The sequence below is a fragment of the Candidatus Enterococcus murrayae genome (assembly GCF_017315985.1).
GTDB lineage: Bacteria > Bacillota > Bacilli > Lactobacillales > Enterococcaceae > Enterococcus_A > Enterococcus_A murrayae.
This window is the reverse complement of the sequence record NZ_JAFLVR010000020.1, coordinates 53,724-80,645: the sequence shown is the minus strand read 5'-3', so window position 1 is coordinate 80,645 and position 26,922 is coordinate 53,724. Positions and strand designations below refer to the sequence as shown.

Sequence of the window (26,922 nt, the reverse complement as noted above, 5' to 3'; positions counted from 1 at the left end):
CGAAAGCTGCTTCGACTATAAACTTCCAAAATAAGTATTAAATCTCTGCTAAAACAAAATCAACAGCGCCCTTTGGATCACGCGTTAATTTAATATACTCTGCGCCTTTTGTTGCTACGACCTTCACGCCAACTTTCTCCGCATCCTTTTGAATGTCCGTTAAGTAAGAGTTGACCTGCGGTGCCAAGACAATCAAATCAAAATTTTTCATAATATCATAATGCGAACCGTAAGCGCCAGCTTGTGCTTGAATATTCGCGCCTGTTTCCTTCGCGCCTTCTTCTAAGGCATTGGCTAGCATCGCGCTCGTACCAGCACCGGCACATAGCACCAACACTCGCTTGCCATCGCCTATTTTCTCGATCGTATCCTCTGCCAACGCCTCCACAACAGCTGTTCCCGCATCTTGCATCGTTTCAATGCCAGCAGCTTCGGTAGCCTCCAGCTGCGTATTTTTACTCTCCTCTTCAATCAGTACTGCATCATACGCCTTAATGAACGGTAAGTAAATCACTGAATCCACAGCGATCAGCACGAGTGCTAAAACGATCGCCATCACACTGACTCCGGTCCCCAGGACTAACCCGATTGGTGCCGGCGTGGCCCATGGCAAAACATACATAAAGCTATTCATGCTTAATACATCAACAAAGAATTTAAAGATCCAGACGTTAACAATCGGTGCCAATAAAAATGGAATAAAGAAATACGGATTTAAAATGATCGGCGCCGCAAACAAAAGCGGTTCATTTACTGCAAAAATGACAGGAACGAACGAGGCCTTTCCTACGGCTTTCAGTTGTTTAGAACGAGCAAATAGTAAGAATAAGAACGGAACTACTAACGTCGCACCGGTACCACCCATTGTTCCAACGAAATTTCCCATACCAACAGTCAAAACTTTGGAGGCCTGTTCGCCGTTTTGGAATAGCATCAAATTCGTTTCAACATTCGCATAAATAATCGCTGCGATCGCCGGCTCCACGATTGACGGACCGTGTACCCCAACGAACCAGAATAATGCCATCGCTCCCCAAATAATGGCGATTCCTAGATAACCGTCTGCTGCTGTAAATAGCGGCTGCAAAGCAGTAATCGCTGTATTAGCAAACGAACCTTGAAAGACATTGCGGAACAGCAAATCAATCAAAACGGCTCCAAACACTGCAAAAGAGAAGGGAATCACATCACGAAACATTTGCGAGATCGTCCCAGGAACTTCCTTCGGCATTCTGATCGTAATGTCGCGCTTGATACAGAATTTATAGACATTTACTGTGAGAAAGGCGGCAACGAATGAAGCCAACAGTCCTTTTGTTCCCATAAAATCACTGGCAAAGCCGCCGTCGATCTGCTCTACGCTCAGCATGAAGAAACCAGCGATCGATGCCAACATAACAGACACTTCATTGATATTCTTCCCATCTTCCAACCGACGATTTATCGATCCCGCTAAACAACGTGCCGTAGTCGCAGCTACTAACAAACCAACGATTCCCATTGAATAGCCATAGACCTTCCACAGCCAAGTCGAGAATGCTTCTGGTAAAGTTACTCCGAAAACTTCAGGAATTGCAGCGATCATGATAAAAATACTAGAAAATAAAATGGCGGGCATGGCTGTTAAGAAGCCGTCTCGTATAGCACCTAAATAAATATTTCGGGAAATTTTTTCAAAAAATGGTTTTCCTTTTTCGATTTGTTTAATAATTGCATTCACCTTACTCCATCTCCTTCTTCATTTTTACTTTTGATACTTCTCCTTATAAAGCTCAATAAAATCCTGTACTAAATCTCTTAACAATAAAGTGGTCATTAAATGATCCTGTCCATGGATAAAAATAAATCCAATATCCAAGTTGCTGCCGGCCGCTTCATCCGCTAATATTTTCGTTTGCGAATTATGCGCCAATTTCAGATTTTCATCAGCGTCCTTTAATGCGTCTTCGACATTTTCAAATTTCCCCTGACGCACCTCGCTTAGCAGCTTCATCAATGTGCTTCTCGCGTCGCCTGAATAGGCCACGATTTCAAAGCCTAACATCTGTAATTCTTCCTTATTCATACTCTTTCCCTCCTACAGCGATGTATCCCTTTTCATTTCAATTAGCCGATAGATGCAATCAATCGCTGATTCCATCTATCGCTTTACTAAATAATCGTTTTCGTTTCACTAACAAATTTATACCAATAGGCTGATTCTTTCGGATAACGCTTTTGTGTTTCAAAATCAACATAGAATAAGCCATAGCGCTTATTGTATCCATTGGTCCAAGAGAACATATCCATCAATGACCACAAGAAGTAGCCTTCTACATTGACTCCATCTTCGATTGCATCACTTAATGCCCCTAGGTATTGACGTAAATAATCAATTCGCGGCGCATCCATGATGACCCCATCCTCGAAATCATCCTTGTACCCCATCCCGTTCTCGGTGATATAAATTTTCTTGTAATGCGGATAATCCTTTTTGATTCGCATCAAAAGATCATACAACCCATCAGGATAAATCAACCAATCCCAATCGGTTCTCGGAATATCATCGCGATAAACGCGTTCAGCGATTCCGTTCACCCGGTACACCGAAGTTCCTTTGTCGCCAGTCCCATTGTGATAAATTTCATTCGGCCCTTTATATGCTTTACAAAAATGACTGTGATAATGATTGATTCCTAGAAAATCATTGCGATGAGACGCTTTTTCCATCTCAATGTAATCCTCTTCTAAAAACTCATATGTTGCACCTTGCGCTTCACAAATTTCGTCTAATGCCCCCAGCAGCTCCTCCGTATAGCGACCAAGATAAGTAGCCTCCAGTAAAAATCGGATGGACAAAGCATCTTCTAAAAATGCCGCATGCTTGTCTTCTTCAGAATCTGAATTCGCGTATTTTGTTTCTAATGAATGGACGACGCCGATTTCTCCAGCATACCCATTCTCTTTAAAAATGTTCACGGTTTTGGCGTGAGCCACCATCATGTTGTGAAGACACATAATGATCTTTGTAAAATCAAATTTGATCCCTGGTGGGAAAACACCGAGTAAATACTGATTCGTAGCGACGGGATAAATTTCATTAAAGGTGCTCCAATACGCCACTTCAGTAAATTCTTCAAAGCAGAATTTTGCATAATTCGCAAACGCGTCAATATTGTCGCGATTTAGAAAATCATTTTGATCAAACAGAGCTTTTGGTGTATCAAAATGATGCAGTGTTACAAATGGAATAACGTGGTGCTCCTGACACTTTTTAAAAATTGCATGGTAGTAATCAATTCCCTCTTGATTCGGTTCACCTGTACCCTTTGGAAAAATGCGACTCCAAGCAATCGACAGACGCAAGCCACTTACCCCGAACTTCTCACATAATTCAATGTCCACTGGATATTGATGATAAAAATCACTCGCTGGATCGGGACTGAAGCGGCCCTGTTCAGCTAAAAAATCATCCCAGGCTACTGCGCCTTTTCCGCCTTCTTTGGTTGCTCCTTCACATTGATAAGCAGCTGTTGCTCCGCCAAAAATAAAATGTTCTGGTAATTTCTTCATTCGTTTCTCTCCTCCATCAAACTAAAGTAATCGTTGAATATGAATCGTAAAATAAACTTTTTCTCCAGCATGTAGCTTTAATCCCGTATTCTCTACAATGATCCGATACATTTCCTCTGCCACACTGTAGGCATCTGGGTAATCCTTTTTCAAGTCCTCTTCCATCTTCTCCGCAAATTCATCGACTCTTTCCTCTTCCGTTCGTTCCAGCATATAGCGTAAATGAATCATCAGGCGATCATAAAAATTTTGCGTTTTTTCTGTTCGAACAATGTTTCGTTTTCGTAAAGCTTCTTCAATGATCTGCATGACACGCTGCTGCTCTTCATACGCATCTGCCGGCGTTGTGACAGGCTCCGGCGTTTTTCCTTGAGCATTGATAAAATGAATACTAATGTTTTTTAGCTCATCTTCTGGAAAAGCGATATCTAACCGCTCTTTGATGATTCGCAGGCCATCTTTAGCAATCTGATATTCTTTGGGATATTGTTTACTAATATCCGGTAAAAGACTATTTTGATATTCTCCCTTCATCAATTTCTTGTAATTCCAATAGATGTGATCTGTTAATGTGACATAAATATACTCTTGAACAGAATACTGATAATTATGGATAGCGTTTTCAATAATTTCATAAGCGGTTGTAATAAAATCCAACGGAACATCCTTTAATAAGAAAGAAAAATTTTGTTTTGATTCTTCACTCTTTAGTACAAACAGATTTTGAATTGCATCCTCCGACAGCAAGTCGCCCTTCTTCTTCTGAAAAACCAGTCCCTTTCCCATTGCAATCGCCTGTTCATGATTCTTTTTTACGATGGCAATGTTGTTGTTCAACACCTGAACTACTCTGTACATTTTTTTCACCCCACTTCTACAAAAAAAACCGCAAACAACCGATTGATAGACCAATCAGTTACTTGCGGTTTTTGCCTAATTCAATAGTAACAATCCACTAATATTTCGATTTCACTAATAGAATAGCACCTTAAAATACATTTGTAAACACTTTCAGACAAAAAATGTTTATTTTTTTTAGCTAAGAGAGTCGCTTCTCAAAGCAAAGCCTATAGAACCGTACAAAATCCTCTTCTAACAAACCGCGAGAATGAGTGAACGGGTTGACATTCTCCGCGCCTAAACAATCACAAAACAAACATAAACAAACGGAATGTACATGAAAATTTTGTTCCTCCATTGTATGAAAGAAAAGAATTGCTGGAAAAAACCTTTGAAATCTTTTGATAGAAGTTTCAAAGGAGCAGATAGCTTTCTAAACAATATACTTTTCTTCTTTTTCAATTTTTTCATAATGCTTCTGTTCGTCTTCATCTGTAATTACCGCGGTAACTTCTTGTAAATTATAATAGACAGAAAAATCTTTCTTTCCAATCTTTGAATGATCAATCAATAGGAAGCGTTCAACAGAATTATTCAAAGCGATTTGTTGCGTCTGACCTTCTTCAAATGTGGAGGTCATGATTTTTTGCTCATTGAGTGCATTGCAACTAAAAAAGGCCTTGTGGAAATTCATGTCATTTAGCGATTTATTTGTAATTTCACCAACAAAACATTGGGTCGTCTCCCGCAGCTCTCCGCCTAATAGATAAATTTTCCGATTTCCTTTATGCTTGTTCAATTCTTCAAACACCGGCAGACAATTCGTCACGATCCGTAATGAATCAGCTCGAATAATTTTTGACAATAATTCAATCGTCGTTCCTGGACCAAGAAAAAGGGTGTCGCCATCATTGATCAGCTCATTAGCCTTTTCGACAATACGCTGCTTTTCCTCCTGGAGCATGATTTGTTTTTCCGTATGTGAAAGCTCAACGTGACGATAAAAATCCTTTAATTTCGCACCGCCATGCACCCGCTCTAATAATCCTTGTTTCTCTAATTCATCCAGATCACGTCGAACAGTCATATCGGAAACCGCTAATTTATCCATGATATCGCTCACTCGTACCGTTCCGCTTACTTCCAATAACGACATGATTGCCTGAAATCGATCCGTTTTTAACATTTCATCCCCTCTTTTCTGTTTAAGACTATCAAATTCTTAAGTAAAGTGCTAGAGTGATTTTTCTTGCAGTACATTTCTTTAAAGTTCAAATGAACACACGATCTCTTCAAGGTTTCACAGAAAATAGGCCTTGAATTCAAGGCCTATTGTGCTAATTCAAAAACAAAGTAGTTGATGTCCCCGCGATATTTTGATATCGAGTATTCTACAGGCACTCGATTCTCAGAAAATCCTTGCGTATGAAAATAGAACATCGGATCGCCCTCTTCAACATCTAACAAATCACTAATCGTTTCGTCTGATTTGATGACCTCCAATTTTCTAGTGACGGTTCTAATCGGATAGCCCATCTCTTCAAAGACCTGATACATTTTTTCTTTGGTAAAATCAACCTGCTGAAAATCGGGAAACCGTTCATATGGTATATAACTAGTCACTAGAACAACCGGCTTCACCTCAGCGTAACGCAAACGGGTTAACTTATAAACCGCGTCCCCCTGCTTCAATTCTAAATTTTCAGCGACTTCTTCACTAGCCGCGACTTTTTGGAAGTTTAAGACTTTTGTTTTAGGGATGATTCCTTTTCTGCTCATCTCTGAATCAAAACTCTCAATCACATGGGTGAATTCCTGCTGGATTTTATTTTTTTTAACGATTGTGCCTCGTTTTTTTCGTTTCTCCAAATACCCCTCATCCACCAACGCCTGTACCGCTTGACGAACAGTCGGCCGGCTAACACTGTATTGCTCAGCCAGTTCCATTTCTGTGGGAATGAGATGATTTTCTTGGTAATCGCCATTTTGAATTTTTTCCAGTAAGTCCATTCGAATTTTTTTATGCAACGGGATATTCATAAGCTACCTACTCCTCAATTAATTGTGTTTATTATACCATAATTATTCTTCCCAATAACGTATTGGTGTAGCCAAAACGGCTTCAGCAGTTTCCGGCAGCTCAATCATTTCATCTTTTAATAGAACAATACTTTGACCCGTCTGACACGTTTCTCCGGCAATCGTCAGCTGGCCAGCTATAATTGTCAAAATACTGGCTATTTCCGATTTGTTTTCTACGATTTGTTTTCCTTTCAAGTGTTGAATACTGAATTCTCTTTGGGCAAATATGTTGCCTGGCGGAAAGGTTCGCTTTTCTACTTGTTTTTCAGGATGCAGCGTTTCAATAGCCTTTTCGATATGAAGCGGCCGTTTTTTTCCATTCTTATCTATCCGGTCGTAGTCATAAAAACGATACGTAATATCTGACGATTGTTGAATCTCATAAACCAGCGACCCCTTTGTCAAAGCGTGAATCGTACCTGAAGGAATATAGATCAACTCATGCTTGGCAACAGGATACTCTTTTAGAATTTTTGTATACTCATTTTTCTTCGCTGCTTCTAAAAGAACCGATTTTTCAGGAACTTGCTGCTCAGCATAAATCCAGCCTTTTTCAGGAGGCTGAATGAAGTACCACGCTTCACTCTTTCCATATGGCAGCTGTTCCACACTTTGAGCATAATCATCAGTAGGATGAACCTGAATACTGAGGTTTTCATCACAGGCTGTAAACGAAATAATCAGAGGGTACACGTCACCTGCCTTCAGACCAAATCTTTTTGGATCCTCTGCGATTATTTCACTAAATGTTTTTTCTTCGTTCACTACAGGACAATCGATCTCAGATACACCGCTTGCTGAATAGACAGAACCGATCTTATCTATCTGCTGATTACCGTAATAATCATGCAGTCGCGGTGTCCCCCATATGCGTTCTCGTGATTCTGGTTTTAAAATATACATGATGCTCCTCCTATGCTCTTCATTATTTTGTAAAGAAAAGAAGACGCGTTTCATAAGAAACACGTCTCTTGTTTAAAACACACCAATCACAACACCAATGGCAGAAATAACCGTCAAAACAAGGATCACTTTTGTAGCTGTCATCTGTTTAGATGTCAGTAAATACCAAGCCAGCAAGACCATTACTAAAGGCAAAACATTAGGAAAAATCCCATCCAAAACATTTTGCAGCTTTTGCACCTCATCACCCATCGGAATTTTTATTTTAGTCGTCAACGCGATGTTGGACGCTGCCAACCCGCCTACTACCATAATCCCTAAGATATTGAACGCATCAGTAATTCGTTTCGCATTCTCTCCGATAATCACATCAATCGCGCTTACGCCTAAACGATAGCCATTCATAAAGCACAAGTAAGATATCAATGGACCAATAATTCCATAGCTTACAATGTAAAAGATTGGCCCTAAAGCATTTCCTCCAGCAGCTAGTCCCATCGCGATAGAAAGCAATATCGGCACGATGATTCCTTGGATGATCGAATCACCGATCCCTGCCAACGGTCCCATTAAGGTCGTTTTAATATTTACCGGCATCTCTTCTGGGACATCACCGCCAATAGCGATCTCCTCTTCTAATGATGCGACGATCCCGTTTATCAATTGTCCCGTCTGCGGTTCAGTATTATAGAACATCGAATGCCTAAGGAGCAATCTTCGCTTAGCATCAGCATCATTTTTATAGTATTTTTCGGCAAATGGCAAATACGAATAGGCCCAAGCATGCGCTTGCAATTTTTCATAACTCATCGATGATAAATGAGTAAAGCCCCAACGTTTCCATATTTGACGCAATTCTTTTTTCGTTAATCGATTCTCCATCTATTTTTCCTCCTTTAAAACAGGTCGTCGTCCTCGTAAGCTGCTTCATTTTGCTCAACTGATCCATTCGTCGTAGCGACAAGCTTGCTGTCGCCGCTGGATTTTCCGGTGCTTAAATAAACCACATAAGCCACCATCGCCGCAAGAAAAACTAAAGCAATCATGTTTAGCTTCGCAAAGGCCATTAAAACAAAGCCAGCGAAAAAGAACACTAAATGAACCTTTTCTTTGACTACTATCCCCATCAGCATCGCAATTCCTAAAGCTGGCAACACGCCTCCCAGAACTGAAATAGTATCCGTAACAACCTGCGGCACATTGTTTAATAGCCAATCAACTAAGCCGCGGCCGAAGAAAATAGCCGCAAAAATTGGAACTGCTCGAAGAAAGAAAGTGGTGATTTGCGGATAAGCAATATGATTAAGCATAATCCCTCGATCATCATTTGCTTCAGCTGCATTTTGTGCCCGTGTATTCCAAAAAGAGTACAACGCCATACGTGTATTGTAAAAGATAAGTCCAAAGGTTTGACCAATTAGAATCGATAGTGTCACCGCAACCGCAGGTTCTCTTGTTGTAGCCAGCGCAAGCCCTATTCCACCATACGCAGCATAAGTGATCTCACTATTTGTTGCGCCGCCGGTTGATAAGTTCGCAATGAACACCGCCTGCACGGCTAATCCGCACAACACTCCTGCTTTAATATCGCCAAAAGCAATCCCCACCAAAAAACCTGCTACCAGAGGGCGTCCTACAACATAAAAGCCACCACTCATTCCAAATAACCACGGGCTTTCGATCGCCCCTAAATAACAAAAAATTCCGGTTAATAACGCTGGTAAAAACAAACTGCCATCCATCTTTTATCCTCCTTATTCCTATTAATGTATTCATTTTTCAAAATTCGAAAAATGAGTTTGATTTTCATGCCGTATACCATTCCACTAGATGCTCTGTTTTAGTGGGATAATCCTTGCGTTTTTGTCTCTTTTCACTGTGTTAACTGCGAAGAGTGGAACTGGCATCCTTATTCCTATTAATGTATTCATTTTTCATAAACCGAAAAATGAGTCCGATTTTCATGCCGTATACCATTCCACTAGGTGCTCTGTTTTAGTGGGATAATCCTTGCGTTTTGTCTCTTTTCACTGTGTTAACTGCGAAGAGTGGAACTGGCATCCTTATTCATATTAGTGTATTCATTTTTCATAAACCGAAAAATGAGTCCGATTTTCATGCCGTATACCATTCCACTAGGTGTTCGTTTCTAGTAGGATACTTTTTTGTGTTCTGTTTCGCTCCCCTTTGTTAACTGTGAAGAGTGGAACTGGCATCCTTATTCATATTAATGTATTCATTTTTCGAATTTTGAAAAATGAGTTTGATTTTCATGCCGTATACCATTCCACTAGGTGTTCTTTTCCCTTGTGTTACTTTTTGAGTTTTGTCGTTTTTGACAAACACTCTAACTAATTTGTTAATGAATCATACTTCGCCTTCATGATTTTCCATGGCTTCGATTCGTCATCCGGCAAAAGCTGGAAGCCGATTTCAATGCCTTGCTGCTCCATATAATCAAACGCCTCATAATCTTTTTCATCGATAGCCACTGTTCTGCCTAAGACCTTTGCTCCTTCGCGGGTATTCATTGGTCCGACATTTAATTTCCCGCCAAAATCTACGCCCAATCGTACAAGCTCCGCAAAGGTTTGGGGGGAATTGCTGATTAAGAAGAAATCCTTTGTCGAATCTTTTCCTTTCGGGATACTTTCTACCGCTTGCTCTGTAGTGTAAATCCCTAGCTTCAAGTTCCCGGCTGCAGCCTTAAGTACCTTTTTCCGCAGCTCATCCTGCGCGATGTCATCACCTACTACCAAAATCCCTTGTACGGATCGCGCTTTTGTCCACCTCGTAGTAGTTTGGCCATGGATCACACGATCATCGATTCTTGCTAAAGTGATTGTCATAATTGCTTCCTCCTAAATTGAAATAGTAAAAAATAATTCCTATCTATAACATTCAAAGAATGCTTCGATTAACGCTTAAAACTCTATATCCTCTTCAAAGGTGTCATTAACGACTCCTTCGATGCCGCCTCTTCCCATTTCTATGGCGATTTCTGTGATGGCTTGCAGGTCCTTATTTGATAGATTAAGACCGGCTTCAATAACCATCGGCAGGTTCATTCCAGCAACTAGCTGTACCCGATTTTCGTTTGATAAATAGTATTTGTACGCTTCGTTATATGGAGTCCCTCCTTTAATATCCGTCAAAATCAAGACATCCTCCGCCTCTAATCCTGTTAACACCTTGTTCAACCGTTCAGAAAAATCTTGAATACCCGTATCTGTCAAACTAACTGCGGCAATATCTTTGTTTTCCCCAGCGATCATCTGGTAGCTGGAGATGAGCCCTTGGCAGAGCTCTCCATGACTTAATAGTAGTAGTTTCATTCTTTACTCCCTCTCTTTATATGTAATTACATTTTATTTTATGTCATAACTATAATTCCTATAGTAAGCGTTGTCAATAGTTTTTTTATCATTGACAAGCGAATAAATATGCTTTACTATTCTTTATGTAATTACATATACAGGAGGGATTTTATGAAAAGCTACACGATTGACCAATTAGCTCGTTTTATCGACCACACAAACCTAAAACCAACTGCCACTAAAGAGGATATGAGGATTTTGTGTAATGAGGCGAAAGACTATCATTTTAAAATGGTCGCAATCAATCAAGTTCAATCTGAATTATGCAGCCGCCTGCTAAAGGCAACTGATGTCAATATCGGAGCGGCAATCAGTTTCCCATTGGGGCAAACTTCAATCGAATCAAAGGTCGCTGAAACACAGGATGCCATCAAAAATGGTGCGACGGAAATCGACTACGTTGTCAATATCACCGAAGTAAAAGAAAAGAACTGGGCCTATCTGCAAACTGAAATGGAACAAATTGTATCCGTTTGCCAAAAAAATAATGTAATTTCCAAAGTGATTTTTGAAAATGCTTATCTTGAAGATGCTGAAAAAATCGCTTTATGTAAGATTGCCAAGACTGTAAAGCCCGACTTCATCAAAACCTCGACTGGCTTTGCTCCATCTGGGGCCACTTTTGAGGATGTCAAATTAATGAAAGAAAACGTTGGACCAGATGTAAAGGTGAAAGCTGCGGGCGGTATCCGTGATGCGCAAACCTTCAAAGAAATGATCGCTTGCGGTGCAGAACGCATTGGTACCAGCTCAGGTATTCCTATTATTGAAAGCCTAAAGAAAGAAGCGGTTGATGGAAAAATTACTATCTGAGGGAGTAAGAAAATGAAAAAAATCGCGATTACAGGGGCTAATGGGTATTTAGCTTCCCTGATCCAATCGGTTAATCAAACTCATTTTGATTTTATCCCAATTACTCGAAAGGAAGTTGACCTAGCCGATCCTGAAGCAGTAACTCGCTTTTTTGAGCGCTTGGACTATGATTTCGTCTTTCACGCTGCTGCTCGAACACAAACTTCTGATTGTGAAGCAAATCCACACGACACGCATAAGGTGAACACGGAGAGTGCGATTACTATTGCCAAAGCTTGTCATAAAAAAGGCGCACGCTTTATTTTTTTAAGTACCGAACAGGTCTTCAATAATCGAACCGAGAACCTCCCCTTTAAGGAGGATACGCTTGTTAACAGCAGCTCCGTCTACGGGCAGCAAAAAATCGAAGTCGAGAATTTTTTAATTGAAAATCAGATAGATTCCGTGATTCTACGTCTTTCTTGGATGATGGGACTCTCATCCCCTGGTATCAAAAGCAGTCCCAACATCCTCACCAATGTAATGAAGGCGATGTTTTTTCAAAAGCCGACAATGTTTACTGTCAATGAGTGTCGCGGGATGACCTACGCGAGCAATTTAGCGGAACAATTCGACAAAATCATTCATTTGCCAAAGGGCATCTATCACTTTTCTAGTCAAAATGAGCACTCAACTTATGAAGCTGCAAAGAAAATTGCTTCGATGCTCGGCTTTGACGACGATAGAATCGATCTGTATATCTTGCCGGATAACTCACGCTATGCTGATCGTTTTAGGAATTTGCGTTTAGCCACAAATAAGATTGAATCCCATGGTATCAATGGCTCTACTTTTGAAAATGATGTCCATAAGTGCTTGTCTGATTTTGGCTGGCTAAATTAAGCCGCAAACCTGACCAAGCCGCCTTGAAAAAAACATACGCAAAAAGGCCGAACGCTCCTCCACTTTCATAATTGAAAGTAAAAGAGCGTTCGGCTTTCATTTTGTTAAGTCTTTTTGAAAAAGACTTTACGTTTGTTCTCTTTTTAGTCTCCGCCCGCAAACACCTCATCGCGATTGTAGATCGGGCTGTGATCCTTCAGATCTTCTAGCGTACCGACTTGTTTGCCTTTTGAATAGTAGCCATCCAATAATCCCAACGATTGGAAAATCGTTTGTTTGTATGCAATCTCTGCATTCCATTCCGTTGTATCCAGAATTTGCAAGGCTTTATGGATCGCTTCGATCCCTGTTTCACCTGGAGCGCTGATCAATACACCGTGACTGTTCAACAGCAGCATATTAGGCAGCTCAAGCTTCTCTTTTTCCATATAATTCGAGACCAGCTCTGCTAACTCAGGCGAGCAGTTCGGCTCAAAGCCAAGTACCGGAACATACCCGATTTTTTGTGTAGCTTCTGTTAGGTTTGGCATATCTAGGCCAGCTGTAGCCCAAAACATTGAATTTGGGGCATGGGCATGCAAGACCGCTTTGATTTCAGGATTGGTATCATATACCGCCTCATGTAAATTGATTTCTCGTGTCAGCTTTCCAACACCGTCAATCACTTTTCGCGTATGAGGCTCCACCACTAAAATTTGTGCCGGTGAAACTTCGCCCAGATAGGCCTCCGACATCATTGTTGGTGTCATAATAATGTATTCTTTTCCGTTTTTATCTGTCGTTTTAAATGAAAAGTTGCCTCCTGCGACATTTGTGTTCTTTCGTGCAAAAATTAATTTCACAATCCGCGCTAAATCTTCGCGCTCTCTTTCAAAAATCATCCGTCCATCTGACATAGTCGAGACCACCTTTTCTATTTTTTGAATATTTTCTTACTTTTAATCGCTGTTTGTGCGGCACTTCTGACCTGCATCGCTTCCTGGTATTTTTGCCTGCGACGTTCATCATACTCCTTGAATAGTATGGGGTTGCCATATTTATAAACAAGGACCGCTAATCCAATGGCGATAAAGTTAAAGACCAGTTGCTGGGTCATGAAGGCTAGGATAAAGCTGATGACCGCAAGAAACAAGACAGCGAACCATTTGGTTTTTTCTTTATGCTCTTTTCTATTCTTCATTTACTTTACCTGCCTTCAATTATTTTTATTACCCAGCCACTTTCATGCCTTTGACTTTTTTATCTGCTGCTTCTTCATATCTTTGGCTAGGAACTTTTGCTTTTGTCATGTATTTATACAGCCAGACAAACATTCCGACAAAGACGATCGCACCAACAATCCCTAAGATGTTGCCTTTAAACGCTTCTGCAAATAGGATTCGGAATTCGGGTCCTTCAATAGAAGACCATGTGATTTGCTGCCCTTTTTTGATTCCTTCAACCGCTCCTGTCTTATCAGCCAATCCTGTCAAGATAGGTGTTAAATATGTTGCTGCATAAAGATAGATCGGCATTGAGATGACACCCATGATCAGCATTCTGACCAGGTTTCCGCCTGTTAGCAGCAAGCCGCCTACAGCGATGGAATAATTGATGATCCCCGCCAACGGTAAGACTGCGTTGCCTGGCAAAATGATCGCATAGCCGATAAATACAGGGACTAACAGAATCGCAGTAACCCAAATTTCAGAGCGCCCCGCTAAAACCGGCCAGTCTAACCCAATGTAAACTTCACGATCCTTGAAACGTTTCTTCATCATTTCAGACATAGCATCTGCCAATGGAGAAAGTGATTGCATAAACATTTTAGAGATCATTGGGAACAGGGCCATCGCTGTCGCAATTTGAATCGCCAAATTCAATGAACCTGACACTCCATAAGCCGCCGCTAATCCAAGTCCTAAACCAATGATAAAGCCCATCACAGAATTCTCAGAGAAAACCCCGATTTTTTTCTTCAAGGCTTTTGTATCTGCTCGTCTATTAAAGAAAGGAATCTTATCCATGATCACATTGATCGGCAATAATAGAACCGCCGAAATATTCATCAGGTGAGTAACCGTTACCAAAGGAATGCCGGTCAGGTCTTCAATATGACGTTGGAACATATCCCCCATTTTTAATTCCAAAATAACCTGAACGATCGCCGTAGCGAATCCAGCCAGTAAGCTGCCGCTGATAAAGTAGACAAGATAAGCTGTCAAAGCCTTTCCCCAAACATTCCACATATCGACGTTTAATGTCTTCGTCCAATTCAAAATCAGCATCACAAAGTTCACGCCAAGAACGACCGCGAAGAAAACAAACGCATATGACCAAGACCACGTGATACTCGCCGCTCCTGTCCAGCCTAAATCTAAGGCTGGCAAATTAAGTCCTGTATTTTTCGCTAATGCTTCTGACGCTGGACTTACAGCATTAGACATGAACCCAATGACCATCGACATCCCGGTAAAGGCGATCCCTAAAGTAATCGCTGACATAAATGCCTTTTTGAACTTCATCCCGGCAATAAGTCCTAAAATCAAAATGATCAATGGAACGAAAATAGCTGAACCTAACCCTAAAATATAGTTAATAATATCCTGAAATATTTGCACACTTCCCACTTCTTTCCTTATTAAATTTTCTGTTCCTTATTCAACTAATGCTTTGATGTCATCGTAAATCTGATCCGCACCCATCCCTGTTAAAAATGGAATACCCGGAAATACCTTCACACCAAGCTCCTCAGCCTTTTCCAGCACTTCATCATCTGGCTGTGCAACATAAACATAAATACCCGTAGATGGCAGTTCGCTTTGAATCGATTTGTAGTCGACTGCCTCGACTGGGAAATCGATGCCGTCATCTTCCAATAACCCGGCGATCTTACTAGCAATTGTTTGACTTGTAGCTACTCCGCTTCCACATGCAACGATCAATCTTCTTTTCATTTAAACTTCCTCCAGCTTCTATAAATTCATTTATTAAATCTTCTGCTTAAATATGTTGTGTAAATAATTGATAGATGTTCTTTTCATCCTGTTCCTGCATAAATGCTTGAACGAACTCCTCTTTCATAAATAATTCCATAAACGCCTGCAGCAGTCCGACCTGTCCTTTAGGGTCCTTAATCCCAAGAAAGAACAAATTTTTGACCCCCATTTCTTGACTGTCTCCCATTTGCTTGACCTTCACCTCATTTTTCAGCCGGGCAATATAAACAAAGGGCTTCTCAATATATTCAGGATCCGAATGCGGCAATGCAATATTCAGATGCTGCGTGATCAGACCTGTTGGAAATCGTTCCTCCCTTGCAGTGATACCGTTTAAATAGCCGTCGTTGACAAATCCTAGTTCTTTTAGGTGATCCGCAACCTGTTCAAATACACGCTCCTCACTCTCTCCTTCTACCTCGAGACTAATCAACTGCTGATCAAACATTTCTTTGTAGTCCACGAATCGTCTCACTCCTCTCAATTTCCTTTTTGAAACATTTTGTTAAACTTTGTTAAGATGTGTTTTACAATGTAAATATACAACGCGCAAAAATGTTTGTCAACGCTTACTTAACATTTTATTTCACTTCAGAACAATTGCCTTCTAATCTCATTTCGATATTTTAACAAACTTTAACATAACTGAACATTTAATCCTTGCTTTTTCTTTCTTTAAATGCTATTAATTAATGTATAAACATCGCCGAGTACGATTCGGTTTATTGTAAGAGCTTACTTAATTAGAGGTGATTTCATGTTAAAAAAAGAGCGGCAGGAAAGAATTTTGGATTTGTTACATGAAAATGACTACTTATCCATCCCAGAAATATCTTCAAACTTAGGTGTCTCCGATATGACGATTCGAAGAGACATTAATGAACTTGCGGAACAATCCTTATTGGTAAAAATTTATGGCGGGGCGCAAAAGCTTGAAAAAATTGAGCAGGAACTCTCCACTCAGGAAAAAATCGATACCAATGTTCCTGAGAAAAAGTTTATTGGAAAAGTAATGAACAGTATCATTTCGGATAACGACACGATCTACATCGGGGCTGGAACAACCATGCTCCATGCTTTGCCAGAAATCAAAAAAGCAAACTTATTTGTGATCACAAATAGTCTGTTGGCTTTTAATTATTTGATTTATAACACGGATTATCGTGTGTTGTTGACTGGCGGAGAATTTTCGCGAACCACAGAAGAGTTTTATGGCGAAATTGCCGAAAAGAGTTTTGACAACTTGAATATCGATATCGCCTTCGCAGCGACCAATGGGGTCTTTGACAACAATGTCACTACGGCAAATTCAATCGAAGGTTCGATTCAACGCGTCGCCTTTGCCCATTCACGCAAAAAATGTGTTGTCGCCGACAGCTCCAAATTTAATCGATCCGATGTCTACACCTTCTACTCTCTGTCTGATGTTGATTACTTAGTGACCGATGATCAGCTTTCAGAGACGACTTTTGACTATTATAGTTCATTTACGAAAATCATTAAGGAGGAACAGGAATGATTCTGACGATTACCTTGAACCCCTCAATGGATTATAATTATCTAGTTTCTTCGCTAAATTTGGACCAGGTAAATCGTGTAGAGAATCCTCATACATCCATCGGCGGAAAAGGCATTAATGCCGGCAGAGTCATTGCTCAGTCCGGTGAAGAAGTGGTACTAACAGGGATTTTGGGCGGTCCCGTTGGGAAGATGATCCTAGACACGCTGATCGCCGAAGAACGTTATCAGCTTGAGTTTCTTACTGTTGAAGGAAACTCGCGAAATGCGATTACAATCATGCATGATGGGAACACTCACACAGAACTGGTGGAAAGAGGGCTTTATCTCTCGAAGGAAAATCAGCAGCTTTTCTTTCAGCATGTTGGTGATCTCCTAAAAAAATACGCCATTGATGCCATTTGTATTTCTGGTTCAGTAAACTCAGATGATGCGCACTTTCATTTGCATCTATTGGGCTTTATTCGGTCGATTGTAGGGGAAGATTTCCCAATTTTGATGGATATTTCCGGTGATCAGTTGAAAAATGTTTTGAGTCAACAAGCAGTTCGTCCAAGCTTTATCAAACCAAACACCCATGAATTAGAGGAGCTGGTTGGAAGTGCAATCCAGACAACCGAAGAGCTCGTTACAATTTTACATGACCCGCTTTTTGACAATATTGAAACGATCATGATTTCCCAAGGCGGAGATGGCGCGATTGTCAAGCATCACTCAATGATTTATGACGTACAGATCCCTGAAGTAGCGATCGTCAATACGACGGGCTGCGGCGATTCCACTGTTGGAGGAATGGCCTTTGCGATCAGTAAGGGCTATACATTTGAGGCTGCGATCAAATACGCTATGGCCTGCGGAATATCCAATTCCTTATTTGAGACAAACGGTACGATCGATAAGAATCAGGTGCTCAAATATATTCAAACTATCCAAATAACGGAAATCAAAGAGCTGAGTATAAACAGCTAACTCAAAAGCCGTTTTGAAAAATACTTTACAAAAAGAAAGCCAAACGCCCTTATCACTTTAAATTATTAAAGTAAATAAGCGTTTGGCTTTCTATTTATATTCTGGACTTCAGTTGATCAGAAGATTCTTACATCCTTCTACTTTTCCTTCACAGCTATCCAAATCTCGCTGCTGCACTTTTCTAAGCCTTCAGCAAAATTCGAAAAAGAGATTTCTGGTGCTTGAACGAGTTCATAGTCTGAAGAAGGAAGCCATTCAGAATAGATTTTTCCCCAAGTATCCTGTAACGTTTGCGGAAAAGGACCTTTATTAGGAAAAATGGCCCATGTCTGTTCGGCGACTTGGAGCTGCTTCAAATCATCAAAAGGATTTTCCTGCGTTGTCGCAAAGCCGATGAAATGAGTCAGTGTCCCTTTTTCTTCCATCCGTTCTCCATCGAAAGCGTATGACGCATTCAGCACCTGATGAGGATACAGATCCCCCAATTCATGCATTTCTGTCTTTTGTTTTTCTGTAATCTCTTGAGCCAATGTCTGGATTGCCTCGTTTACGCCTTCAAATTGCAGCGGAACTTGCTTAGAAACGCCAACTAAATGGAACGCATCCTTTTTTTCAATTTTAAAATCCATTGAAACTCCTCCTTTAATGTCCATATAGAATGAGCGCTGAGGAAACGATTTTTGTTGGTGATTTTTTATCACCTCTGACGGCAAGAAGCCTGACCATTCTCGAAAGGCTCGGGAAAATCCTTCTACCGATTGATACTGATAGTTGAAGGCTACATCCGTTACCGACGCGCCGTTGACCAGATCGGTGTTTGCTTGTGCTAACCGCCGATTTTTGATGTACTCAACTAAAGAAATCCCCGCGATAAAAGAGAACGTTCGCTTCAAGTGGTATTCTGATATACCTACCGTTTTCGCCGCCTCTGATAATGAAAGCTCTTGTGTCAGATGGGCTTCAATATACGCCATCAACTGATTTAAATCTTTGATCATTTCCTTCACCTCATTCATGGATTCATCTTACTCAGAAAAGCATCTCACAGCTTGATAATTATCAGACCAATAATATCGATTGTATCACACGTCATGGAGTGAACTGGGATACTACTTTTTTCGAAAAACAGCTTTCTTAAAAGCCATTTTGAAAAATACTTTACAAAAAGAAAGCCAAACACCCTTATCACTTTAAATTATTAAAGTAAATGAGCGCTTGGCTTTCTATTATATTTTGGGCTTCAGTTGAAGCCTAGTGATGAAGTCTCACGCAAGAGCTGTATCCGGCTCACCGTTTTCTAGAATGAAATGAAACGGTCCTTCATGAACAAATGGTCTCCTTCCGCCGCGATAACCCTCATCTGTAAAAGTCATAAAACTTTTCACGTAGCTGTTAGCAGTGTCCAGCGTATAGGAAACGCATAAGCCCGACTCCTCCACCCAATCAATGGAAAAAATACCGCCAGGATACTCTTCAATATGGATCGTTTCCACATCCGTTGCTCCTGCATCTTCTTTTCGAATCGAGGTCCAACGCATTTGATAGTCCTCTAAAAAATCAAGCCGAAATTGTAGTCCTGAATCAAACATTACTTTAGCAATTTTACCTTCCAATGGATGCTTTTTCATTTAGGCACCTTCCTCTTACATGTTAGTAGATAATAATCTATCTCTAACATACAGGTTTTAAAAGTGGATTGCATCCCCTCTCAGGATTTTTTTAGAATCCGTTTTCAAACGGCCGCTCATTTGAGATAATAGAGTGAAGGAAGAAGGGATAGATGATGGATCAGGCGTTAGAATTACTTATGAATAGAAACATTGTTGAAGATCCGCTCGATTTGCTTAAGCAGTCAGTCATCGTGCAGAAATATACTGCGATGTCCAATTTAAACCCTTTAGGTAAAATTTTTGCTTTGATTGGTTTGGCAGAAATTCCCTATGCTGAGAAGTTGCCGATGACTCAAATGTTGATTTCTTATATAAACCAGCACTTAGCAACACCGGAGGGCTTTTCGTTTACCGGAAAACTGGAGGAGATCGTCCCCTGCTATAATGCGTTGCTGTTTGAAGCCTACTCTCGATTGGGTTTAGGCAAATCCCCAGAAGCACAAAATGCTCTTGCTTGGATAAAACAGTACCAAGTCTTTGACCGTAAGCAAAAAACAACCTGGCCCCACAAAGGGATCTGCAAGTTTGGCGGCTGTATGAACCATGTTCCTTGCTTTATCGGCATTGGAAAAACCCTTCGTGCATTGCTAACTTATCAAGAAAACGTCGATGCTTCGGATGAGAAGGTCAATGAAATGATTCACTTAGGTGTTGATTACATGCTTCAGCACAAAATGTTTCAACGGCTTTCCAATGGTCGCCCCATCAGTCCCCATATTACTGATAGTATGTTTCCACAAAGCTACCATCTTTCATTTACCGACTTGATCTATATTGTTCAAAAAGGTCAATGTACTGATGATCCGCGAGCACAGGATTTACTGCAGCTGCTCAACGAGAAAAGGAGCAAAACGGGCGGCTGGAAAATCGACTATATCTATAAGTATGCCGGCTATCTTCCGTTTGATAATCGCCGCAAAGATTCCGAGTGGCTTTCCTATCTCTATGCATCTAAAAAACCTTAGAAGTTGGATTCAGAAAAAAAGCCAAACAACGATTATACTTTCATTTCGTTAAGTACAATCGTCGTTTGACTTTCATTTTGTTACGTTTATTTGAAAATGGCTTTTGAATCACTTACTTTTCCTACATTGTAAAAAAATATTTTTCTTTTGTACTGCCAATTTCCAGTAAATTCCCTTCTGGATCAGCAACGTAAAAATTGCGTATACCAAATGAAAAGGTGATTGGTTCGCCCATCGGAAATTGGACCTCTAGCTTTGAGAGCCACACCTATTCTTGCTTTCTTTCCCTTCACTAGATTCTACTCCTTTGCCAATCAAACAGTGATTACTGCTTCAAAACATTTTCGATATAGCCAACATCCACACCTGTTCGATTTGCTGTTTCCTCGATCGTCAAACCAGAATCAAGGAAGCGTCTGACTACCATGGTGATACTCTCAGATACCTCAATAATGTGCTTATCCAAATCATAGAAACGCACAGCTCGTTGTCCCCAGCTATGCTCCAGCAGAGGATGCAGATAAAGGATATCGCTTCGACCATCCAGCAGTTTGATGAAATCATCCATGTTATCCGTCTCAAAGTACAATTCGCTGGCATTATTCTCAAGCACGACTTCCGTTGCTTTTTTATGAATAAATTCCGCCCAACTATCCACCGTTTGTAAAAATAATCCGCCTGTTAATTGTATATGCTCACCCGCATCTACCATTACTTCCAATCCTAAAACAGAATGATAAAACTCTTTGGCCTTTTCAATATCTGCCACTGCGATCAATGTTCCTTGATAGTTCATTCTTCTCCTCCTTAAATTCCTTTGATAAAAAACATCTCCATCGGCTGCTGATAATCAGGAACCGAGATCAGTAAACCACCGGCATCCTGATAACCTAATTTGCGGTAAAAGTGCTGGGCCTGCTCATCTACTTGAGTCGAGGTCATCAGCATTTTATAGCCCCGCTGCTGCATCTCTTTTTCCCAAAATATCATTAATGCTCTACCATAGCCTCTGCCTTGGTATTCTTCGGCCACATACAGCATCGTACAGAAAGGGTGCTCGTCCCAGAAAAAATTGTATCTCATTAGTCCAACGGCCACACCGTCGACCGATAAAACGTACCCGAGCTTTTCCCGAACCTTCTGATCAAATTGCTCCTTTGGCAAATGCTGATCTAGCGTGAACCAAAATGCGCGATCTGATTCCTGCACAGGACGAATCTCCAATTCCCCCACCTCCCGATAGTTTCTTTTAGTATAGCATTCCACTACACAAAAAAATCAGTTAACTTTCACTCTGACTGATGCTCATTTACCTGTTGACTTAGAGTATACTCAAAGTATTAAGCTAAATTTATCCAATAAATAATATGCAACAAAACAATTTACCCTAAAAAAATCAAAAAGGAGTGCTTATTATGCAGCAATTACTATACTACCCTCACACAAGTCCGAACCCTGCAAAGGATTATCAGGAGGAAGCCATCGCAAAAAAGAATACCTATTTTATTATGCAGATCGCTACGATGTATGTGACAAAGCAGGAACATTCACCGGTCATTGACAAGCTTTACGAAGCGCTGCTCCACAACCTGATAGACACTGTCTCTTATCGTGAACCGAACAATTTAATAGAAGTAATCCGCTATTCACCACGTATTCCAGAAAGGTATACTGATTTTTCAGTACTGAAAATGGCCCATGAACTCAGTGTGTATTTTGACCTATCTCCTGTTTTCGCATTAAGTATTGTTTGGTCAAACTGGGCACGCGCGGTTTATCAGAAGCGCTTGAAACGCTTTGTGGCATTTGCTGTCAATAGTATGAAAATCGCTCCTTGCGAATGTGCTGAAGAAACCGCATTAAAAGGGATTCATGCAATGGAAAACTTTTTACGCGCCGCCCACTTGCCGCTAACTTTTGAGGAAGTCGGTATTTTTCCAACGGATAGTGAGATCAACAAGCTAGCGGAAAATTGCCTCCCCAAAGGAGAAGAAGCGGCTAAAACAATACAGCTGATTCTAAAGTGTTCGCAATAACCGCACCCCAACATCTGTTAAAATAGAAGTGACAAAGGAGGAGAAAAAATTGTCCTACAAAATAAGTGATATTTCTAAGAAAACAGGCCTTAGTGCCTATACATTAAGATTTTATGATCAGAAAGGGCTGCTTCCTTTTGTGGCACGAGATGAACATGGCCGCCGCTATTTTGACGAGAAGGATCTGGAGTATTTATCAGTTATCACCTGCTTGAAGAATACCGGGATGCAATTAAACGACATTAAGCAATTTGTCGAATGGTCGATGGCTGGTGATCCAACCTATGAAAACCGACTTAATTTCTTTACGGAACACAAGAAAGAGGTTGAAAAGCAATTGGCACAAACGCAGGCATACCTAGATAAAATTGATCGAAAAATTGCCAAATACAGCCGACAGCATGAGGCCGTTTTGGAGAAAAATAAGTAACTCATGTACAAATCAAAATGGGTAGCGAAGAATTCTTCGTTACCCATTTTGATTTATTTCAACGATGTTCGCCTAACGATAAAGGCTTCATACGGGGCCAAATCTTCCATTAAATCGCTTCGTTCTGAATTATTCTTAATTTTGAACTCACCGACCAGCTCAGTCAGTTCTTTCGGAATCTTTTGATATTCCTCTGACATATTGGCAAGGATATACCAGTATTCCTGTTCTAATTTTCTTTGGTAGATAAAAAGAGCGCGGTCATTTGGATAAAGCAACTCGAAGGAGCCTTCTGTTAAAATTCGTTCGGAATGCCGCAAACGAATCAGTTCTTGATAAAGCTTGAAGATTGATTTTTCATTTGCTTGATCCACCGCTACGTTGATTTGCGTATAATTCGGATTCACCTTAAACCATGGTTGCGCCTGACTAAAGCCTGCATTCGCACTTTGATCCCACTGCATTGGGGTTCGCGCATTATCTCGAGAGATTTTATGAACGGCTTTTAAAAATTCTTCTTTTGACATTGTTTTTTGCTGTTCAACATAAAACTCATAATTTCCTCGCAACTCAATATCTTCATATTCCTCCAACTCGAATTTCGTATTAGTCATTCCAATTTCTTCCCCTTGGTAAATGAATGGGGTTCCTTGCAAGCCATGCAGAATTATCGCAAATGCCGTAGCACATTCATAGCGATATCTCTCATCATTTCCCCAGCGAGAAATCACCCGAGCACGATCGTGATTTTCAAAATAGAGCGCATTCCATCCTTTATCTCGTAATTCCGTTTGCCAAGAAGCAAGAATTTTCTTCAAATCCGGTAAATCCATCGACTTTAATGCCCAACGACCATTGATGTCTCCTTTTTTACGATCAACATGCATATGTTCAAAGGTAAAAATCATATCCAGCTCTTCCCGTTTTGGATCAACTAATAAATGTGCATCCGTCGACTTAGCTGCTGGAGATTCCCCTACGCTCATCATCCTGAAAGGTTTCAAAACCTCTTGATTCATTTCATGGATAAACTCGTGCATTCGTGGCCCATTTTGTTGGTTTTCTGTCGTAAAGTCGCGTGGATTATTTGGGAAATCTAAATTCTTTGAGATCGAAGTGATTACATCCATTCGCCATCCGTCTACACCTTTTGCTTTCCAAAAGCGCATCATATCATAGATGTATTCCCGGACAGTTGGATTTTCCCAATTTAGATCTGGCTGTTCTTTGGCGTAATAATGAAGATAGTACTGCTGACGAGACGCATCCCAACTCCAAGCTGAGCCACCAAAACTCGATCCCCAATTATTGGGTGCTGAGCCGTCTGATTTACCATCTTTCCAAATATAGAAATCACTAAAAAAGTTGTCTTTGGATTTACGGCTTTCCTGAAACCACAAACATTGATCGGATGTATGATTTGCAACGAAGTCCATCACAATCTTGATATTCCATTCATGAGCCTCATCAATTAATTGGTACATTTCCTGATTTGTTCCGAACATCGGATCGATCTGACGATAATCCGAAACATCATAGCCATTATCAACCTGTGGTGACAAATAAATCGGACTGATCCATAAAGCATCGATCCCTAGCTCCCGTAAATAGGGCAACTTTTCTCTAATCCCGTTCAAATCTCCTATGCCATCATTATTGGTATCTCTAAAGCTTTTTGGATAAATTTGATAGAATACTGCTCTTTTCCACCATTCACTCATTGTTAGTCCTCCACCTTTTTCAGTACCCATTGCTGACTAAAATAATCTTCCTTGACAGGATCAATCGCTAAACCAAACATCATCAATTCATCCCCATATCGCTTTTCACCATTCGGCAACTCATACAATCCTTTGGAAACCAAGTCGACTAACCTTAAACGCTTTGAAGCAAAATTGGGGCGCGCCTGCACTTGAACATACGACACAACTATCTGGGAATCTTTACTATACTGCCAAGCTTTCGCATTACTCTTTTCTGATGTACTCAAGCGATAGAATTTGCCTAATTGAACGGTCTCACGAATTTTTTTGTATTGGGCGATCTGTTCTTTGATTTTCAATCTTTCCACAGGTGATAATTTTGATAAATCCATTTCATAGCCAAAATTCCCTTGCATCGCAACAATACCGCGGGTTTCTAGTGGCGTTACTCGCCCAATTTGATGATTAGGAACCTGCGAAACATGACACCCCATCGTAATTGGTGGATAAATCAGACTAGTTCCTTCTTGAATGCTCAAACGCTCGATAGCATCCGTATCGTCACTTGCCCAAGATTGCGGCATATAATAAAGCATTCCTGGGTCATTTCTTCCGCCGCCACCAGCGCAATTTTCAAAAAGAATAGCTGGGAAACGCTCGGTCAATGTTCCGACTACTCGATACAGTCCTAAAACGTAGCGATGATAAAATTCCTTTTGTTGGGCAGCCAGTAAGACATTCGAACCCGCTTCGGTGATGCTGCGGTTCCAATCCCATTTTACATAATCAATCGCATATTCTCTAAATAGAGCCGACATCGTATCAATCAAATAATCCTGAACTTCATGATTCGCTAAATCCAGAACCCATTGACCGCGGGAATAGGATTTCAACCGGCCTGGTACTTCCACACACCAATCAGGATGCGCTCGATATAACTCACTATCCTCTGAAATCATTTCAGGCTCAACCCAGATACCGAATGCTAGGCCTAATTTTTTGATTTTTTCGATAAAGGCTGAAAGTCCTGCTGGAAACTTATGCTGATCGACAAACCAATCTCCTAAAGAACTAGATGTATCGTCACGTTTGCCAAACCAGCCGTCATCCAACACAAACATTTCAACACCTAGATCCTTCGAGCTTTGCGCCAATTGAAGTAAATTCTCCTCTTTTAAATCAAAATAGCTGGCTTCCCAACTATTGACAACGATTGGTCGTTCCTTCTGAGCAAATTGTGGTGCTAACAAATGATTTTGATAAATGTTGTGATATTTATGACTCAGTTCCTGTAGGCCTTGATCACTAAACACCAGCACTGCTTCTGGAGTGACAAAAGTCGCTTCAGGGTTCAAATTCCAGCCGAACGTTGTAGAATTAATCCCAATTTGCATTCTCACCGCCTCTTGCTGATCCACATCAACCGTCGCTTCAAAATTTCCGCTATAGACAAGATTCATGCTATAGGCTTTTCCGAATTGCTCATTTGTCTCCTTTTCCACTAAAGCGATGAAAGGGTTATGCTCATGACTGCTTCCACCGCGCAAACTCTCAATACGATAATTCAACTGGCTTAATGCTGTGCGCTGAATCCCTGCTTCATGTGCCCAACGACCACTCAAATGTAAGAGTTCAACATCCATCGTCGGTAATTCTACACAGGCACTATTCATTTGGTTAATTTCTACATCACATTCACCATAATTTTCCAGCTCCGTATGACGTGTGATTACATCTGCTTCCTGATAAAGGGTGTAAAATAAACGCATTTTTACCTTTTGAACAGAATCCATCAAATGAATTACCAAAGTCTCACAGCCCTTACTGTCACGAAGACTTGGCAAGCCAGTCAGAGTTGGTTTCCCTGCAAGAATTTCATGAGAATCATACCGAAAATCACTGATATTTGTTCCATTTTTATAGCTCAATTGAAAAGCCGGTTTTCTCAGATCACTGTTTCCGAAAGCGGGATACTCCTGTGGCAGACGCTCCAATTTATATTCCTTGATATGGTCTGTATCAGCTAGATAGCTCGCTCGCTTAATCTCCTTCAATAAATAATCAGGGAACCGCTTTGCCAAGCGACTCCCCCAAAATAGATGAAAAAGATGATTTTGTTGGTTCTTTTGAATGAGGTAACTGGTTTTTCTTCCTTGAAGATGAAAAATCCCAGTCTGTTCATCAAAATAAATCATTATTCTTCG

29 protein-coding genes are annotated in these 26,922 nt (G+C 40.7%); 7 read left to right on the top strand and 22 right to left on the bottom strand.

Translation table 11 applies throughout. The features are described from left to right. Positions 1-37: 37 nt before the first annotated feature. From JZO85_RS08615 to JZO85_RS08565, 11 genes are all read right to left on the bottom strand, one after another. A complete protein-coding gene (locus JZO85_RS08615) occupies positions 38-1,720 on the bottom strand; it encodes a lactose/cellobiose PTS transporter subunit IIB (RefSeq protein WP_207108103.1) in 1,683 nt (560 codons plus the stop codon). Positions 1,721-1,744: 24 nt separating this feature from the next. Then, the gene (locus tag JZO85_RS08610; RefSeq protein ID WP_207108102.1) at positions 1,745-2,065 is read right to left on the bottom strand and encodes a PTS lactose/cellobiose transporter subunit IIA; all 321 of its coding nucleotides are present in this window, start codon (positions 2,063-2,065) and stop codon (positions 1,745-1,747) included. Between the two features lie 86 nt (positions 2,066-2,151). After that, positions 2,152-3,552, bottom strand: coding sequence for a 6-phospho-beta-galactosidase (gene lacG / locus JZO85_RS08605; RefSeq protein WP_207108101.1), 1,401 nt, complete (start codon positions 3,550-3,552; stop codon positions 2,152-2,154). Positions 3,553-3,573: 21 nt separating this feature from the next. Then, on the bottom strand, positions 3,574-4,410 hold the full coding sequence (locus tag JZO85_RS08600; RefSeq protein WP_207108100.1) for a PRD domain-containing protein: 837 nt from the start codon (positions 4,408-4,410) through the stop codon (positions 3,574-3,576). 415 nt (positions 4,411-4,825) lie between these two features. After that, positions 4,826-5,578, bottom strand: a complete 753-nt coding sequence (locus JZO85_RS08595; protein WP_207108099.1) for a DeoR/GlpR family DNA-binding transcription regulator — start codon at positions 5,576-5,578, stop codon at positions 4,826-4,828. A gap of 143 nt (positions 5,579-5,721) precedes the next feature. Then, on the bottom strand, positions 5,722-6,432 hold the full coding sequence (locus tag JZO85_RS08590; RefSeq protein ID WP_207108098.1) for a GntR family transcriptional regulator: 711 nt from the start codon (positions 6,430-6,432) through the stop codon (positions 5,722-5,724). 42 nt (positions 6,433-6,474) lie between these two features. Then, positions 6,475-7,377 carry a class I mannose-6-phosphate isomerase gene (locus tag JZO85_RS08585; protein WP_207108097.1) on the bottom strand — a complete coding sequence of 301 codons (903 nt, stop codon included), beginning with the start codon at positions 7,375-7,377 and terminating at the stop codon, positions 6,475-6,477. Between the two features lie 72 nt (positions 7,378-7,449). Then, on the bottom strand, positions 7,450-8,259 hold the full coding sequence (locus JZO85_RS08580) for a PTS system mannose/fructose/sorbose family transporter subunit IID (RefSeq protein WP_207108096.1): 810 nt from the start codon (positions 8,257-8,259) through the stop codon (positions 7,450-7,452). Positions 8,260-8,273: 14 nt separating this feature from the next. Then, a complete protein-coding gene (locus JZO85_RS08575; RefSeq protein WP_207108095.1) occupies positions 8,274-9,119 on the bottom strand; it encodes a PTS mannose/fructose/sorbose/N-acetylgalactosamine transporter subunit IIC in 846 nt (281 codons plus the stop codon). Between the two features lie 609 nt (positions 9,120-9,728). Continuing rightward, a complete protein-coding gene (locus JZO85_RS08570) occupies positions 9,729-10,226 on the bottom strand; it encodes a PTS sugar transporter subunit IIB (RefSeq protein ID WP_207108094.1) in 498 nt (165 codons plus the stop codon). A 75-nt stretch (positions 10,227-10,301) separates the two neighbouring features. After that, positions 10,302-10,712: a PTS sugar transporter subunit IIA gene (locus JZO85_RS08565; RefSeq protein WP_207108093.1), complete on the bottom strand. Its 411-nt coding sequence runs from the start codon at positions 10,710-10,712 to the stop codon at positions 10,302-10,304. 153 nt (positions 10,713-10,865) lie between these two features. Here JZO85_RS08565 and deoC point away from each other — a divergent pair, with 153 nt between their 5' ends. Both deoC and JZO85_RS08555 read left to right on the top strand, forming a co-directional pair. Then, positions 10,866-11,567 carry a deoxyribose-phosphate aldolase gene (deoC, locus tag JZO85_RS08560; RefSeq protein WP_207108092.1) on the top strand — a complete coding sequence of 234 codons (702 nt, stop codon included), beginning with the start codon at positions 10,866-10,868 and terminating at the stop codon, positions 11,565-11,567. 12 nt (positions 11,568-11,579) lie between these two features. Continuing rightward, positions 11,580-12,449 carry an SDR family oxidoreductase gene (locus tag JZO85_RS08555; RefSeq protein ID WP_207108091.1) on the top strand — a complete coding sequence of 290 codons (870 nt, stop codon included), beginning with the start codon at positions 11,580-11,582 and terminating at the stop codon, positions 12,447-12,449. Between the two features lie 143 nt (positions 12,450-12,592). On the opposite strand, the gene JZO85_RS08550 is transcribed toward JZO85_RS08555, so the two are convergent. The 5 genes from JZO85_RS08550 to JZO85_RS08530 are packed head-to-tail and all read right to left on the bottom strand — an operon-like array spanning position 12,593 to position 15,890. Then, positions 12,593-13,345 (bottom strand): class II aldolase/adducin family protein, encoded by a 753-nt coding sequence (locus tag JZO85_RS08550; protein ID WP_207108090.1) that lies wholly within the window; start codon positions 13,343-13,345, stop codon positions 12,593-12,595. Between the two features lie 17 nt (positions 13,346-13,362). After that, positions 13,363-13,629, bottom strand: coding sequence for a hypothetical protein (locus JZO85_RS08545; protein ID WP_207108089.1), 267 nt, complete (start codon positions 13,627-13,629; stop codon positions 13,363-13,365). A 28-nt stretch (positions 13,630-13,657) separates the two neighbouring features. Continuing rightward, on the bottom strand, positions 13,658-15,049 hold the full coding sequence (locus JZO85_RS08540; protein ID WP_207108088.1) for a PTS transporter subunit IIC: 1,392 nt from the start codon (positions 15,047-15,049) through the stop codon (positions 13,658-13,660). Positions 15,050-15,085: 36 nt separating this feature from the next. Then, the gene (locus tag JZO85_RS08535) at positions 15,086-15,385 is read right to left on the bottom strand and encodes a PTS sugar transporter subunit IIB (protein ID WP_207108087.1); all 300 of its coding nucleotides are present in this window, start codon (positions 15,383-15,385) and stop codon (positions 15,086-15,088) included. Positions 15,386-15,431: 46 nt separating this feature from the next. Beyond that, positions 15,432-15,890 (bottom strand): PTS sugar transporter subunit IIA, encoded by a 459-nt coding sequence (locus JZO85_RS08530; protein ID WP_207108086.1) that lies wholly within the window; start codon positions 15,888-15,890, stop codon positions 15,432-15,434. A gap of 294 nt (positions 15,891-16,184) precedes the next feature. On the opposite strand from JZO85_RS08530, the gene JZO85_RS08525 reads away from it, so the two are divergent. Both JZO85_RS08525 and JZO85_RS08520 read left to right on the top strand, forming a co-directional pair. After that, positions 16,185-16,946, top strand: a complete 762-nt coding sequence (locus tag JZO85_RS08525) for a DeoR/GlpR family DNA-binding transcription regulator (protein WP_207108085.1) — start codon at positions 16,185-16,187, stop codon at positions 16,944-16,946. After that, positions 16,943-17,914, top strand: coding sequence for a 1-phosphofructokinase family hexose kinase (locus JZO85_RS08520; protein WP_207108084.1), 972 nt, complete (start codon positions 16,943-16,945; stop codon positions 17,912-17,914). Before JZO85_RS08525 ends, JZO85_RS08520 begins: the two co-directional genes overlap by 4 nt. Positions 17,915-18,051: 137 nt before the next feature. On the opposite strand, the gene JZO85_RS08515 is transcribed toward JZO85_RS08520, so the two are convergent. Then, positions 18,052-18,912, bottom strand: a complete 861-nt coding sequence (locus tag JZO85_RS08515) for an AraC family transcriptional regulator (protein WP_207108083.1) — start codon at positions 18,910-18,912, stop codon at positions 18,052-18,054. Between the two features lie 267 nt (positions 18,913-19,179). Beyond that, on the bottom strand, positions 19,180-19,542 hold the full coding sequence (locus JZO85_RS08510) for a MoaF-related domain-containing protein (RefSeq protein ID WP_207108082.1): 363 nt from the start codon (positions 19,540-19,542) through the stop codon (positions 19,180-19,182). Between the two features lie 152 nt (positions 19,543-19,694). Here JZO85_RS08510 and JZO85_RS08505 point away from each other — a divergent pair, with 152 nt between their 5' ends. Beyond that, positions 19,695-20,549, top strand: coding sequence for a hypothetical protein (locus JZO85_RS08505; protein WP_242550279.1), 855 nt, complete (start codon positions 19,695-19,697; stop codon positions 20,547-20,549). Between the two features lie 325 nt (positions 20,550-20,874). Here JZO85_RS08505 and JZO85_RS08500 read toward each other — a convergent pair whose 3' ends face one another. Both JZO85_RS08500 and JZO85_RS08495 read right to left on the bottom strand, forming a co-directional pair. Then, positions 20,875-21,345: a VOC family protein gene (locus JZO85_RS08500; protein WP_207108081.1), complete on the bottom strand. Its 471-nt coding sequence runs from the start codon at positions 21,343-21,345 to the stop codon at positions 20,875-20,877. Positions 21,346-21,356: 11 nt separating this feature from the next. Then, on the bottom strand, positions 21,357-21,773 hold the full coding sequence (locus JZO85_RS08495) for a GNAT family N-acetyltransferase (RefSeq protein ID WP_207108080.1): 417 nt from the start codon (positions 21,771-21,773) through the stop codon (positions 21,357-21,359). A gap of 191 nt (positions 21,774-21,964) precedes the next feature. Between JZO85_RS08495 and JZO85_RS08490 the strand changes: the two genes are divergently transcribed. Next, a complete protein-coding gene (locus JZO85_RS08490; protein ID WP_207108079.1) occupies positions 21,965-22,585 on the top strand; it encodes a dehydroquinate synthase/iron-containing alcohol dehydrogenase family protein in 621 nt (206 codons plus the stop codon). 49 nt (positions 22,586-22,634) lie between these two features. Continuing rightward, positions 22,635-23,015 (top strand): MerR family transcriptional regulator, encoded by a 381-nt coding sequence (locus JZO85_RS08485; protein WP_207108078.1) that lies wholly within the window; start codon positions 22,635-22,637, stop codon positions 23,013-23,015. Positions 23,016-23,068: 53 nt separating this feature from the next. Here the strand turns inward: JZO85_RS08485 and JZO85_RS08480 are convergent, their stop codons facing one another. Continuing rightward, positions 23,069-24,736 (bottom strand): glycoside hydrolase family 13 protein, encoded by a 1,668-nt coding sequence (locus JZO85_RS08480; RefSeq protein WP_207108077.1) that lies wholly within the window; start codon positions 24,734-24,736, stop codon positions 23,069-23,071. Positions 24,737-24,738: 2 nt separating this feature from the next. Next, a complete protein-coding gene (locus JZO85_RS08475) occupies positions 24,739-26,913 on the bottom strand; it encodes an alpha-galactosidase (protein WP_207108076.1) in 2,175 nt (724 codons plus the stop codon). Positions 26,914-26,922 lie beyond the last annotated feature (9 nt).

Coding starts and splice junctions, on each gene's coding strand:
- JZO85_RS08610 (WP_207108102.1), bottom strand. CDS start 2,065: ATGAATAAGGAAGAATTACAGATGTTAGGCTTTGAAATCGTGGCCTAT.
- lacG (WP_207108101.1), bottom strand. CDS start 3,552: ATGAAGAAATTACCAGAACATTTTATTTTTGGCGGAGCAACAGCTGCT.
- JZO85_RS08600 (WP_207108100.1), bottom strand. CDS start 4,410: ATGTACAGAGTAGTTCAGGTGTTGAACAACAACATTGCCATCGTAAAA.
- JZO85_RS08595 (WP_207108099.1), bottom strand. CDS start 5,578: ATGTTAAAAACGGATCGATTTCAGGCAATCATGTCGTTATTGGAAGTA.
- JZO85_RS08590 (WP_207108098.1), bottom strand. CDS start 6,432: ATGAATATCCCGTTGCATAAAAAAATTCGAATGGACTTACTGGAAAAA.
- JZO85_RS08585 (WP_207108097.1), bottom strand. CDS start 7,377: ATGTATATTTTAAAACCAGAATCACGAGAACGCATATGGGGGACACCG.
- JZO85_RS08580 (WP_207108096.1), bottom strand. CDS start 8,259: ATGGAGAATCGATTAACGAAAAAAGAATTGCGTCAAATATGGAAACGT.
- JZO85_RS08575 (WP_207108095.1), bottom strand. CDS start 9,119: ATGGATGGCAGTTTGTTTTTACCAGCGTTATTAACCGGAATTTTTTGT.
- JZO85_RS08570 (WP_207108094.1), bottom strand. CDS start 10,226: ATGACAATCACTTTAGCAAGAATCGATGATCGTGTGATCCATGGCCAA.
- JZO85_RS08565 (WP_207108093.1), bottom strand. CDS start 10,712: ATGAAACTACTACTATTAAGTCATGGAGAGCTCTGCCAAGGGCTCATC.
- deoC (WP_207108092.1), top strand. CDS start 10,866: ATGAAAAGCTACACGATTGACCAATTAGCTCGTTTTATCGACCACACA.
- JZO85_RS08555 (WP_207108091.1), top strand. CDS start 11,580: ATGAAAAAAATCGCGATTACAGGGGCTAATGGGTATTTAGCTTCCCTG.
- JZO85_RS08550 (WP_207108090.1), bottom strand. CDS start 13,345: ATGTCAGATGGACGGATGATTTTTGAAAGAGAGCGCGAAGATTTAGCG.
- JZO85_RS08545 (WP_207108089.1), bottom strand. CDS start 13,629: ATGAAGAATAGAAAAGAGCATAAAGAAAAAACCAAATGGTTCGCTGTC.
- JZO85_RS08535 (WP_207108087.1), bottom strand. CDS start 15,385: ATGAAAAGAAGATTGATCGTTGCATGTGGAAGCGGAGTAGCTACAAGT.
- JZO85_RS08525 (WP_207108085.1), top strand. CDS start 16,185: ATGTTAAAAAAAGAGCGGCAGGAAAGAATTTTGGATTTGTTACATGAA.
- JZO85_RS08520 (WP_207108084.1), top strand. CDS start 16,943: ATGATTCTGACGATTACCTTGAACCCCTCAATGGATTATAATTATCTA.
- JZO85_RS08515 (WP_207108083.1), bottom strand. CDS start 18,912: ATGATCAAAGATTTAAATCAGTTGATGGCGTATATTGAAGCCCATCTG.
- JZO85_RS08510 (WP_207108082.1), bottom strand. CDS start 19,542: ATGAAAAAGCATCCATTGGAAGGTAAAATTGCTAAAGTAATGTTTGAT.
- JZO85_RS08505 (WP_242550279.1), top strand. CDS start 19,695: ATGATGGATCAGGCGTTAGAATTACTTATGAATAGAAACATTGTTGAA.
- JZO85_RS08500 (WP_207108081.1), bottom strand. CDS start 21,345: ATGAACTATCAAGGAACATTGATCGCAGTGGCAGATATTGAAAAGGCC.
- JZO85_RS08490 (WP_207108079.1), top strand. CDS start 21,965: ATGCAGCAATTACTATACTACCCTCACACAAGTCCGAACCCTGCAAAG.
- JZO85_RS08480 (WP_207108077.1), bottom strand. CDS start 24,736: ATGAGTGAATGGTGGAAAAGAGCAGTATTCTATCAAATTTATCCAAAA.
- JZO85_RS08475 (WP_207108076.1), bottom strand. CDS start 26,913: ATGATTTATTTTGATGAACAGACTGGGATTTTTCATCTTCAAGGAAGA.